Genomic DNA, 13317 nt, shown 5'->3' on the forward strand with positions numbered 1-13317 from the left:
GGTTTCGAACAACAAAAAAAGAAACCGCACTGCGGTTTCTTTTTGAAATTAACGTTTTGAGTATTGAGGTGCGCGACGTGCTCCACGTAGTCCGTATTTTTTACGTTCTTTAATACGTGCATCACGAGTTAACAACCCAGCTGCTCTTAATTGTTTACGGTAGTCTTCACTAGCTTCTAATAAAGCTCTAGCAATTCCTAAACGAGCTGCTCCAGCTTGTCCAGTGAATCCACCACCTTTAACTTTAACTGTAATATCAAAATCTTTTTGAGTTCCAGTCGCCACTAAAGCTTGTTCCATGTCTTGCACTAAAGTTGCATATGGGAAAAATTCTAAGGCAGGTTGATCATTGACCATAATGTTTCCTTTACCTGGAGTTAGGATAACTTGGGCAACAGAAGTTTTTCTTCTTCCTGTTCCACGATAAATAACTTTACTATCTGCCATTATTTATTTTCTCCTTTTCTTGTATTAACTACATAAACTTCAGGTTTTTGGGCTGCATATGGGTGTTCTGAACCTTTAATAACGTGTAAAGCTCTAAATTGGTTAGCTCCTTGCACGTTTTTTGGTAACATTAAACGAATTGCACGCTCTAAAATTTTAGTTGCATCTAATTCGCGTTGTGTTGCCACATTTCTTCTTCTTAATCCACCTGGGTGCATTGAGTGATGGTAGTAATTTTTATCAGTTTCTTTTTTACCTGTAAAAATTGCTTTCTCAGCGTTAATTACAATAACGTGATCTCCGTTATTGATGTGAGGGGTAAAAGTTACTTTATGTTTACCTCTTAATAGCAATGCTACTTGAGTTGATAAACGCCCCACTGTTTGTCCTTCTGCATCGACAATATATCAATTCTTTTTGATGTCCTTTGCAGAAATAAGTGTTGTTTGTTTCATGTGCTTGGTTCTCCTTGACTTGTCCGGGGTCAATAGTGTAGTAAGCAATTAATATTATAAATGATTTTTTAAAATTGTGTTAAAGAATCTTGCAATATTTTGCTCACTCATTGATATATTTAACCATAAAACGTTAGCAAGTGAGCAAAATCATTCAATTTTAGATTTTATGCTAGCGTTTTGGCTTCGCAATTTTCATCATTCAAGTTGAAAATTGCAGAGCAAATTTATTAATTATTAACGATCAATGCCACAAAAAAATCAAAACTGTGCAGTTTTGATTTTAGTGTTATAGATCTTGATTTTGTAATAGGTGTGTTGCATTTAGTTTAGTAATATTTCTAAAACCAAAACCGATGGTAATCGCGTATAAAACCAAGATAATAAAGACAACAGCAAATGGTAATCAAATTACAAATGCAAATGGTAAGACAAACGTTGTTGTTGTCGAGATAAATTGAACAATCGCATAGAAGATAGCAAATCCAGTCATAAATCCAACGACTAACATTGAAGCAATCATCGCCATATACATTCCCAGAATTGATTTACAAATATAAGCATTGCTATATCCGAGAACTTTTAAAGTGGCGATGAAACGTGCATTATCACGAATAATCACACTCGTTGTTAAAGTAATGATAATAATAGTCATCGCAATAATTACCATGATTAACAGCAACATTATGCCAAAGATCACATTTGATAATTGATTTAATAAAGCTTTAGCAGTTGATATTGGTAAGACATAAGCAATTGAGCCACGTCCAATTCCATCACGTTTATCATCACCATTCATCGCAGTTGGCGAGTAATCACCAAACATCGTATTTGTACTTACGAGTTTGTCTAAATCGGCAATTCCAGGGTCATTTGAATATTTATAATTAAAGATTGGGTGTGAGTTATCAAAGACTTCAACAATTGGGGTCACATCAATACCGATTTTTTTATTTTCTGTTATGAATCCCTCAACAGTTGTTGGTGCCATGTTTAAATCAGCAATTTTATTACCAATTATAGTAGCAATATCATTTCCTCATTGAATTTTGAAATATTTGTCAAACAAGAAATCTCGAGCATCATTATATTGCATAACTGAATTTGCATCATCATTATTAATTCAAGCAGTTGGTTGACCATATCCATCATGAATCCCTACCACTTTTAATGGGGTTAAATCAAATTTTTCCAAATTATTTGTCAAACCCCCTTGGATATAATGATTTAAAATACTATTTTCATTTCAAGTCGGAATACCTAAAGGGGGGGTAGGTTTAATGCTTGCTAATTCATAAGGATTTTTTACACCATTAACTTTAGCTGTGGCATTTCATGCAATGTCTAGTAATGAGGTTTGCACAAAACCTTGTTCAGGGGGGATTATTTCTCCAGTACCTGGTTTTGGTATTGGTCCAGCAGCAACATCAGCATCTCTTCGTTTAATGTCTGTTCCATCTCTTCAGTTTTGCATTGTAAGTTCAGTGTTGTTTTGTAATCTAAGTGTTTCTCTTAATACTGATGATTGGTCAATTATTGAACCCTCTTTTAAATTTAGTTTTTTAGCAAGAGATTGATTTATCACAATACCATACGGATTATGCAATGGAGAAGGATTTGATAATTTGTTATTTAAATTATCACCATTAATAGATCTTAATTTCATAAATGGATTATCTCCTTTGATACCATAAACTTTGAATTTAAGTCCATTATGTGCAATTGCTTGAAACATTGTTCCTAAATATTCGCTTTGTGGATCAAAAGAAACTAAATTGAATGCTGTTGTAAAAGCTTCTTGTTTTTCATATTTTTCTTTTAATGTTTGTTGAACAAAATATGGAGCACGAGAGTAGGTAGCTTGAAGAATGGTTGTATCACTTCTATTTGAAAAATAAATGATAAATCATAATTCAAGTGCTGCTATATACTGATTAATTCTTGGATCCCCATCATCTAACTTATCTACGTTTAATGTTAGTAAATCATCTGTTGGTTTTTCTTGATCAAAATAAATTCTATTTTTACCAATGTCTGAAGTGCGTTTGCCATCAGATACAAACATATCCTTTTCAAGGTTTTTGGCTGTTATGTTATCCCAACCATAAACATGTTGAGTTTTAAAATTATTTCAACCATGTTTAGTTTCTAGTGTTTGGCTATTAAAAAATTTAATTCTTGTTTCATCTGTTGGTATATCATTTTCATTTCGAGGTAAAACAGCAGTGCTATATTGATTAGAAATTGTTAATCCGATTGAGTTTGAATAAAAATTATAAAAATTTAACATTGCTTTCAAAAACTCTTTTGGATTGTTTTGGTTTTCATCAACATGTTTTTTAAAGTTAATATATGAAGGCCATTCAGCTAATAATTGGCTGAAAATGATTCCCTCAAATAAATCCATCTTATCAGGTCTAGTTGCAAGAGATGCTATATATTTAAAATAGTTTGTCGATAAAGCAATATCATTTGCAGCCAACATTCTCATGTTGGCTCTAGTGATAAAATCAGCATTTGGATATGGAAGAACTTTACCATCTTTAAATGTTTTTAATGCAATGCTATAATAATCAGAATTTAAATTATTGTTTTTAATTTTATCAATAATTTTATCCACATCATATGATCCACCTTCTTTATCTCCGGTAACATCCAACCCTGTTTTTAACACTGTTGTGTATTTGTCACTACCATTTTTAGTTCATTCCATTTTCATGTTTTCAAATTTACCAAAATCCACTTCAGCATTTTTATTAAATGTTTTCATAAATGAAAATGGGTTGTTATATGTTGGTTGTTGAAATTCAACTAGTTGGTTGTAATTCATGCCTTCAAACGCTTTTGTTCGATTGCGATTTAAAATATCAGCTGATGCAAAACCACCAGTTAAGAGCACTGTTGAAAGTAAAACCACTCCCCCAACAGCAAACATTTTCCCAATTGAGTCAATAAATAAAGCATTTCCCATACGAGCAGAAATACTTTTTTTATGATTGACTGCTTTTAAGAACTTAATGTATTTTTTGACATTTGGTTGTTTATTGGCTTGAATTAAGTTTAAAGCACTTTTTCTTAAAATTAAGTAAGCGATTAAGAAAGCAATCGCAGTTAAAGCCATTCACATTGCTAGAATGGAAATTCCTAAACCAATGGCATCAAATGATCAATCAGCTAATGGCATTGAAAAATAATTTCTAATTTCAGCAATGATAGTGACTTGAATCCCTTGGGCGATGAAGTATCCTAAAATTCCCCCAAAAACAGAGGTCATAAAAGGCAAAATCGTAAAGTTTAAAATAATATCTCTTTTACGATATCCTAACGCTTTCATAATTCCAATTTGAGCACGAGCTTTTTCAATTTGTTTTTTAGTAATTAAACCCATTGTATAAAGGGAAACCACTAAAATCAGTATCAAAACAATTGTCGCCACTAAACTATAAATTAGAATAGTTGTTTCGACTGTTGATGTTCTTTTAATAAAAGGATAACTTTTATCATTAATTGAATAGAAGAGTTTTCTCATATTATGCTCTTCACCAAGAGCATTGATATTAAATCAGGTGTTAGCTGCATTAATACCAAAATTAGCTGGAGCTTTAATTGAATAAAATGCTTCTCATTCATTATTGGAAGTGACCACTAATTTAGCATCATTTGGTTTAAATTCTCACTTGTTGGTCACTGTGTTTTTGTGTAAACCAAAGTTAATTGGATTAACATAAACCAATGCTTGATTCTCACGGTTGGGCATTGGTAAATTAGCGTTTAAAATAGGCATAATGAAATCAGCAGAACTTCCATAACCAACTACTTGTAATCAATTATAGTTTTTATATGCTGAGTTCAAAAATAGTCCATCGGTTTTAAATAAACCTTCTTCTCTAATTTTTGCAATATCTTCTTTTTGTTCTGGTGTCATACCAGCATTATTATTATCTGTTACTAAAAAACGATTACCTAAATTATCTTTTTGTAATCTGATTATGCTACCAATTTCAATGCCATTGGCTTCAGCAAAACCAGGATCTAGTACTGCTTGGTTCAATCCGTTATAAGACAATTTGTTACCTTGACTTATGACTAATCGATCAACTTCATTTGAACCATTGTCGTTGTTTGTTGTTTTCGCGATTGCTTTTAATGTAATTAAGCCATCTTTATAAAACACTTGTGTGAATTCACGAGCTTCTGTTCGAGATCAATTAAATTGACTACCGTTATCCAAAGTTTTATTGTATTCTTCCAACCAATATTGTTGAGCATCAACAATATTGGTTGGGGGTTTGCCAACCTCACTTGCTAGTTGAGTTTTTGGACTTGTTTTAACTTTTTCAAAAGGGTTTAATTGCATCACAACGTTATGCTGATTTGAGCTTTGTTTCAAAGTTTCATATTGGTTCAACACTCTTGTTGAAATGGCTGAAATCATTGAAAGAATCAATGATAACAACGCAATCAAAGTAATTAAACCAAATAATTGAGATTTTGAAGCAAAGGCATTTTTGAATGAATTCTTAAATGTTAGTCTTAGTGACTTTCCCATATCTTTCCTCTCATTTCTATTTTTTAATTAAAAAGAAAAGATGGTGGAGTGGTCCCCTTTTTAATATTTTTTAATTGGGTGGAATGAATCGCATTAATTGTAAGTTCTTGTTTTTGATTGTAAATCCAAAACAAGAAAATAATTTGAATCAGCACATCTTTAATTTTGCCAAGAAAATTGTAGGTAGCTTGTTTACGATAAATATTTCTATAAAAAGTGGTAAATCACAATCTTAAAGAAGAAATTTCTTCACTTTGGATTAATAAAGTTTTATAAATTTTAATCAAAATGAATAACAAGATAACGCTTGCAATTGAACAAATCACAAGTGCTAGAGTGATAAAAGATTGAAATCATAATAAGAAGTTCACAATTTCTTGTTTCACGATTGTAACATTGACGAAGATATTATCAAAAACTCCTAATTGGGTTTGCACAAATAAACTAAAAACAGTAATTTGCATCATTAAGGATGTGACTCAAATAGCAAAAGCACAATAAGCACTTTTAGAAATTTTAATAGTTTTTTTATCACGTAATGTTTTATACATCCCAATTAAATTAAATAAAACAAAGGCAGCAAAAAGTGAAGATAAAATAGTGAAGGCAAAATTAATATATTTAAAATCAAATAAAATAAATTGCACGACATCTGTTGATTTAGGTACAAATGTATGAAGGACCATCAAAAAAAATGTTAGTAGATAAACTTTGATCAAAATATTAAACATTTTTTTCTTATTCATGTCATACCTCACTAATCATATTTTACTATGTAAAAAATAAAAAACCACTACATTAGTGGTTTAAGACGACAAGTAGAAAGGTTCTATCGAATCAAAGTTCCTTATCACAATTAAGCTTATCCAAAAGTTTAATGAGATAGAATTTTCCTAAGTGACATTGTATGTCGCCTTAGAAAAATCATAGCACAATTTATTTTAAATAAATTTTTCTTAAAGTTAAACCCGATGAATTGATGACAGTTGTGGCTTTTTGCCCGACTCCCTGCAATTTTTCTTGAATTTGCATTGTCGTAATTTTTTTATTTTGATAGTTGTTTAAAATGGCTCCCACAATCATTCTAATTTGGTAGCGAATAAAACCACTAGCTTGAAAGTTCATTACAACTTTACCAGCAACCCTTGTCACTGTAATACTGTCAATTGTTCTTCTGGTTTGAAAATCAAGATATTCATTTGTTTTTAAACCTGAAAATAATTTAAATTCATGTTGACCAACAAAAAGTTGGGCAATTTGATTAATTTTGTCTAAATCCAAGATACCAAATTTTCAGGCCAATTCATAACGATGGTGGTGTAAATCAAATTGCTGGTCATTAATCACATAGACATACTCTTTGATTAGAATTTGTTCTCTTAAAACAAAATTCTGATCAACATGGGCAATGGCATTAACGTGAATATCTGGGGGCAAAGTTTTATTTAATGCCTTTTGAAATTTAGTTAAATCAGTAATTTGAAAATCGACAGTTAATAAAACTTTTTGGTCCAAAGCATGCACACCAGCATCAGTTTTTGATGCTCCTAAAGTTTTAAAGTTACTATTCTTAGTAATTAGTTTAATCGCTTTATTGAGTGCTGCTTGAATTGTTGGGGCATTGTTTTGGATGACCCAACCAGCATAATTAGTCCCATCATAGCTTAAAGATAATAAAAGTTTACATGCCATATTAGTAAGTAATTAATTGATCAATATAAGGAATATGTAAGAAAGTACCTGAAGTTGGGGCTAAATTAGCATAAACAATGGCACCAACAAACAAGAGGATTCCAACTGAAAAAATAATAATGTCTGCTCAGCGGAATTTAAATTGGATAAATCTTGTTCTTTTTGCTTTGGGATCATATCCACGAGCTTCCATCGCATAAGATAAATCTTCTGCTTTTTGGAAAGAAGAAACTAAGAGTGGAATAATTAGTGACGTTAAACCTTTGACCTTATCACGGAACTTTCCATTTTTAAAGTCAATTCCACGACTGGCTTGGGCTTTCATAATTCTTCCTGCTTCATCAATTAAAGTTGGAATCATTCTTAAAGCAATTGAAATAATGATTGAGAAAACATAAACTGGCACACCAATTCATTTTAGAGGTCATAATAAGTCTTCAATGGCTAAAGTTAATTCTAATGGTTGGGTTGTTCCGGTTAGAACAGTTGTTAAAGTAATCATTAAATAAATTCTTCAACCCATTAATAAAGCCGAATACACTGCTTTCTCACTTAATCAAATAAATTTTCAATGTCAAAAGTGTCCTAACGGAATTAGGCTATTAATTGCTTTTTCAAGGTTGGGGTCAGCTGAAATCATATCTTTAAAATTAGGTCCAATAAAACCAACACCAGTCGTAGCATTATAACTAAAGTCTTTTCAAATTTGCGGGTTTTTGGCAATCAAGTCCAAATTATCAGAAGCTGGATGCATTAAGAAGGTGTTGATTAGCAAAATCACAATAAAAATGAATGTCACAGGTGCAAACAATTTGAGCATCATTCTTCAACTTAGTTTAGAAATAGCAAAAAGTAAAACAACAGTTGCTGTTAAAAATAAGTATCCTGTATAACCAATTGGCATAAAAACAGCCACAATTAAACAGATAATCATCACAAATTTAAATCTTGGATCCATTTTATGGATGATTGAGTTGGTTGGTATATATCTTCCGAACGTTAATCTCATTTTAGCCCTCCTTTTTTTTCATAGTTGTTGAATATGCTTTGACAAAGTCATCGATATCTCTGATAGCAAAACCAGTTAAATCTAAACCTTGTGCTTTTAATTTATAAATTAATTGATAAATTTTTGGTGGTTCAATTTCAATTTGTTTTAATAATTCATGATCAGCAAACACTTCAAATGGTGTGCCTTTATCAATGACTTTACCTTTATTCATCACAATGACTTCATCAGCTAATCTTAAAACTTGATCCATATTATGAGTGACCATAATAATTCTTTTCCCTTGGTTTTTATTCAGACCTAAAAAAAGATTCATAAAGTCTTCTTCACCTTGAGGATCCAATCCACCAGTTGGTTCATCTAAAACTAAAGTGTTCCCATTCATCGCCACAATTCCAGCAATAGCAACTCTGCGTTTTTGCCCTCCTGATAATTCAAATGGCGAACGTTTAATAAATTCGACAGGTAAATCCACGGTTTTTAATAATTCTGGGACTGCTTTAATTGCTTCTTCTTTGTTCCCACCTAAATTAATTGGTCCAAAAGAAATATCCTTTTCTACAGTATCTTGAAAAAGTTGGTATTCGGGAAATTGGAAAACTAAACCAATTTCTCTTCGTAATTTTTTAACTTCTTTGATTTTTTTAGTAGCTGCCGGAATTTGGTAATCACCAATTCTAGTACGCCCTGTTTCAGTAATAATTAAACCATTAGTTAATTGAATTAAAGTTGATTTACCACTCCCAGTTGTCCCAATCACACAAGTTATTTTACCTTTATCAATAGCAATGGTGGCATTATCTAAAGCGCGGAACTCAAAAGGTGTTTTTCTTGAATATGTATAAGAGACATCATCAAGAATAATATCTCCAGAATAATCAAATTCTTTTTTATTTTTACGATCAAGTTTGATTTCATTCATATACTGCTTTTGCAGTTGTTTTTCGTTGCTTGTTAATTTTTCCATAATTGTTTCACCAAGTTATCCATATCATTTGTTTTGTTGATTTTAAATCCAGCTTTTTTTAATTCTTTTTCCACTTGGGCAATAAAAGGAATTCCTAAGTGAATTGATTCTAAAAAGCCTTCTTCATCAATCACTTCTTTAGGAGTCCCATATCTGATTAATTCCCCATTGTTCATGACCAAGACTTTGTCAGCATTCAAGATTTCATCCATATCATGAGTAATTGAAAGAATAGTTTTATTTCCTTGATTTCTCAATTCAACCATAATTTCTTTAATTTCACGTTTTCCTTTTGGATCAAGCATTGAAGTTGCTTCATCAAAAATTAAAATATCTGGATTTAAGGCTAAAGTACTTGCAATTGCCACACGTTGTTTTTGACCACCAGAAAGATTTAATGGTTCGTTATCTAAGAAGTTTTCCATGCGCACTTTTTTAGCTGATTCTTCAATAATACGTGGCATCTCTTTTGGTTCCACTCTTTTGTTTTCCAAGCCAAAAGCAATATCAGCACGAACGGTTGAACCAATAAATTGGTTATCAGGATTTTGGAAAACAATCCCTAGAAATTGACGAATTTGGTCAATATTTTGCGAATTCATCACATTCCCAAATAATTTGACAATTCCTTTTTCTGGAGTTAACACCCCAATTAAAATTTTAGAAAGTGTTGATTTACCACTGCCATTATGTCCAATTACAGCGATATATTCACCATGATTAATTTTAAAACTGACATCTTTTAAAGCTAAGGGGAATTCTGCGTTGTAGCGGAAATTTAAATGATCAATTTCAATCGCATAATCACTAAGTTTTAAAATTTTGGCTGAACGTCCTTTTTCTTTAACAATCAATCTAAATTCTTCATAAAGTTGTTTAGCATAATTTAATTCTTCATTAGCTTCAATATAATCTTGATTTTCAGCACGTGTGCTTTTCACAACATTCATGGCATTTTTTAAATTATCTTTAAATTTTGTAGTTTTTAAACTGGTGGTAAATTCTTTGGCAATTCTAGTATTTTCAGCTTTCATTGTTTTGAAAGTTTCTTTACTAATTTCATTATTTAACAATTGGGTTTTTGCAATAAAAAGTTGATCATTATCTAATGTTTTTTTCTTATATAATTCATTTAATTCTGTACGATATAATTCAATATCATGTTCGGTTAGTTTATTTTTCTTAAATTCTTTTAATTGCATATTTTCCTCCAAAAAATTCTTTCTATTTTGTTTTATTTATAGTTTATACTAATTTATACTTTTTATAAATAAGGAATTTATGAAAAAAACTAAAAAGTTAGTTTTTTTATCATTCTTTTTCATAGTTTAGTGCACTTAGTAAAGCAATCGAAGCAGTCTCTGCTCGTAAAATTCTTTGTCCTAAACTGACAGTTTCAAATCCAAGCGTCGCCAATATTTCAATCTCTTTTTGTTCAATACCACCTTCTGGTCCGACAATAAAAGATAGGGAACGAAATTGACTATTTAGTGTTGATTTCAATGGTTTTTGGTGTGCATCTTCTCATAAAACTAAATTTAATTCAGATTTGTATTGCTCCAATTCTTGTAAATTAATAATTGGTTTATGAATAATTGGCACCACACTACGATGTGATTGTTCAGCGGCATCTTCACAAATTTTGGTTCAACGTAGTATTTTTTTTTCAATAGCTTTTGGTTCAACTTTGACAACCGATCTTTTAAAGATTGTTGGGACAATGGCATGAACACCTAGTTCGGTTAATTTTTGCAAAACAAAGTCTCACTTTTGTTCTCTAATTATCCCAAGAATGGCAATTGTTTTAATTGGGGCTTCAGTTGATGGTAATTGTTTTAATTGCTGGGCAATTAAATGGTCGGTGGCAATCAGGACAATCTCACATAAGAAAGATTGTTCATGATAATTACAAACAATTTCTTCTCCAACTTTTAATTTCACGACATTGGCTGCATGTTTGAAGTTTTCATTTTTTAAAATGAAGTTATTGTTAGTTATTTCATTGACAAAATAATAATGCATATAATCCTCACTTTCCTTATTAATATTAATTGTTTTATTCTAAAAATGTATTGATTATTTAAATAATCAAAATGTGGATTTTAAAATTGTGGATTGAGAAAAATAAATTTAACCTTTTTGTTGGTTATATCAATTGAAATTATAAGTGCAACACTTCATAAATAGATGTCTCAATCAATTCTTGTGATGATTTTCATCCAAGAATAGCTCGAGGCATTTTATTTATTTGTTCTACAACTAATTGTACTTCTTCTTCAGAAACATTTGAAAAATTTGTTCCTTTAGGAAATCTACGTCTAATTAAACCATTAAAATTTTCATTTGTTCCCTTTTCGCAAGAAGCATAAATGTTGCAAGTGTAAAGTGCAAAACAATGTTGCTCTTTTAACTTAAATAATAAGTTGAATTCCCTCCCATTGTCTTTAGTTATTGACTTAATTTTTAAATGATATTTGTAAATTAAATATTCTAATTTTTCATTAATATGTGACATGTATTTGTTGTATATTTTTGTTGAATAACCCATACGTGTTTTTCGATCAACTAATGTTAATAAACCAGTGTTTCTTGCCTGACTAGAGATGATTAAATCTATTTCATAATGCCCTTCATCAAGTCGTTGATTAATGCTACTTGGTCTAAAATTAATTGGTATAGCATCTTTAGGTATTTGATGAAAAACACTCGGGATAGCATGTTTTTTGCGAAAAAATATCTGTCTACTACGCAATAAATCATTAGGTTTGATATCCAAACAAGAATTATTAATTCAATTGTATAAAGTTCTACTTGTGGGAGTTTTAATACCTTGTTTTTGAGCTATTGCAATACACACTGAAACACCAAGATATTTTTTATCAAAATTGTCTTCAAAAAAGATCACAAATTCCCTATATTTACTCATAGTAAAATTATGCTTCATCAGTTCTTTATTTTTAGCATTAAATATTGCTGCATGGGATTCATATTTTATGTTAATTGAATTCCTTTTGATTTCTCTAGAAATAGTAGATTTATTCCTATTTAGTTTTAATGCAATTTGGTTGATTCCTATTTTATCAACATTAATATATTGTTCTATCAAATATCTTTCTCTGTCAGAAAGTTGTTTATAATTATTCATGAATACTCCTGGTGCTTTGAACGTAGGGGAGTATTTTTATTTATTTAAACAAAAACAACACCCTTAGGATAATTATCCTCCAAAGTGTTGCACTTGTTATTTCAATCTAGGTAACCTTTTTGTTGGTTAAATTTATCTTTTTTATTTTAGTTTTTCCAAGAAGTTTGATAATGTTCCATCTTCTCTTAATTCAGCAAAGACTTCTTTATAAATTTCTAAATCACTTTGATCTAAACCTTCAGGCATTAGTTGTTCCACAATTTTTTGTTCAGCCCCATCAATTTGCTCTGGATGATTGACATGTTTCTTTTCATCTTTTTTAGCAAAATATGTTTGTGACAGTAAATCAAATTTATCAATAGTTAAATAACGTTTATCTAGTTTTTGAAGAAGCTCTTTAAGTATCGCTTCTTTATTTTTTTTAAGACTTTCGTTAGTAATAAAATCTTGAGTTTTAACATTAAATTCTTTGATTGATTTACTATTTTTTTCCATTTCACTTTTCATTTTCAGTAATTCAACTAGTAATTTTTGCATTTCTTCAAGTGGGACTGGAGCATGCTTCATACCTTTATGTGCTTCAACCATGGTTTTTAATGATTGATCAATAGTTTTTTGATTTTCATTCATGCCTTTTAGTTGTTCTTTCAAAGCATTAATTTCTAATTTTAAAGTTTCGATTTCTTGGTCTTTTTGTTGTTCTGCTTCGACATTTTTCAAAGGTGGTTCTACAGCTTTTGTTTCTTTTATCTCTGATAATAAATCAGTAAATAGTTTATTCAAATTTAGATTTAAATCATTAATTTTATCATTTAATAAAGTAGTTGATATTTGACTTTCATCAGATGTTTTGGTTGATTGATCATTAGTTTTTGTTCGAAGTTCTGCTTCTGAGATTTCTCCTTCTAATAATTTTTTAAATTCTGTTTCAGCTAATGAATAGTCTTTATATATACTTAAAATATTATTATTTTCATCTTTAATTTGGAAAAGATTATCTTTTTTTTCAATAAAAAATTGTGCGTTCTTTTTGGTCATGGTTTTTCCTTCTTT

At 30.4% G+C, this 13317-nt stretch carries 11 protein-coding genes; all 11 read right to left on the minus strand.

All coding sequences use genetic code 4. The features are described from left to right. Positions 1–48: 48 nt before the first annotated feature. Complete coding sequence (gene rpsI / locus P695_RS0101985; protein ID WP_028126614.1) at positions 49–447, minus strand: 30S ribosomal protein S9; 399 nt, start codon at positions 445–447, stop codon at positions 49–51. After that, a complete protein-coding gene (gene rplM / locus P695_RS0101990) occupies positions 447–902 on the minus strand; it encodes a 50S ribosomal protein L13 (RefSeq protein WP_028126615.1) in 456 nt (151 codons plus the stop codon). Before rplM ends, rpsI begins: the two co-directional genes overlap by 1 nt. A 289-nt stretch (positions 903–1191) precedes the next feature. Further along, positions 1192–5451: an ABC transporter permease gene (locus P695_RS0101995; RefSeq protein ID WP_028126616.1), complete on the minus strand. Its 4260-nt coding sequence runs from the start codon at positions 5449–5451 to the stop codon at positions 1192–1194. A 23-nt stretch (positions 5452–5474) separates the two neighbouring features. After that, the gene (locus P695_RS0102000; RefSeq protein WP_028126617.1) at positions 5475–6197 is read right to left on the minus strand and encodes a hypothetical protein; all 723 of its coding nucleotides are present in this window, start codon (positions 6195–6197) and stop codon (positions 5475–5477) included. A 190-nt stretch (positions 6198–6387) separates the two neighbouring features. Then, positions 6388–7143: a tRNA pseudouridine(38-40) synthase TruA gene (truA, locus tag P695_RS0102005; RefSeq protein WP_028126618.1), complete on the minus strand. Its 756-nt coding sequence runs from the start codon at positions 7141–7143 to the stop codon at positions 6388–6390. Position 7144: 1 nt separating this feature from the next. Beyond that, positions 7145–8152 (minus strand): energy-coupling factor transporter transmembrane component T family protein, encoded by a 1008-nt coding sequence (locus P695_RS0102010; protein ID WP_028126619.1) that lies wholly within the window; start codon positions 8150–8152, stop codon positions 7145–7147. A gap of 1 nt (position 8153) precedes the next feature. Then, positions 8154–9074, minus strand: a complete 921-nt coding sequence (locus tag P695_RS0102015; RefSeq protein ID WP_028126620.1) for an energy-coupling factor transporter ATPase — start codon at positions 9072–9074, stop codon at positions 8154–8156. A gap of 32 nt (positions 9075–9106) precedes the next feature. Beyond that, positions 9107–9973 carry an energy-coupling factor transporter ATPase gene (locus P695_RS0102020; protein WP_035026261.1) on the minus strand — a complete coding sequence of 289 codons (867 nt, stop codon included), beginning with the start codon at positions 9971–9973 and terminating at the stop codon, positions 9107–9109. 454 nt (positions 9974–10427) lie between these two features. Beyond that, positions 10428–11141, minus strand: a complete 714-nt coding sequence (locus P695_RS0102025) for an RsmE family RNA methyltransferase (RefSeq protein ID WP_028126622.1) — start codon at positions 11139–11141, stop codon at positions 10428–10430. A gap of 139 nt (positions 11142–11280) precedes the next feature. Next, positions 11281–12264: an IS30 family transposase gene (locus tag P695_RS0102030; RefSeq protein WP_028126623.1), complete on the minus strand. Its 984-nt coding sequence runs from the start codon at positions 12262–12264 to the stop codon at positions 11281–11283. A gap of 141 nt (positions 12265–12405) precedes the next feature. Continuing rightward, the gene (locus P695_RS0102035) at positions 12406–13302 is read right to left on the minus strand and encodes a hypothetical protein (protein WP_028126624.1); all 897 of its coding nucleotides are present in this window, start codon (positions 13300–13302) and stop codon (positions 12406–12408) included. Between the last annotated feature and the right edge of the window lie 15 nt (positions 13303–13317).

Source organism: Williamsoniiplasma lucivorax ATCC 49196, assembly GCF_000518285.1.
In the GTDB taxonomy this organism is placed as follows: Bacteria; Bacillota_I; Bacilli_A; order Mycoplasmatales; family Mycoplasmataceae; genus Williamsoniiplasma; species Williamsoniiplasma lucivorax.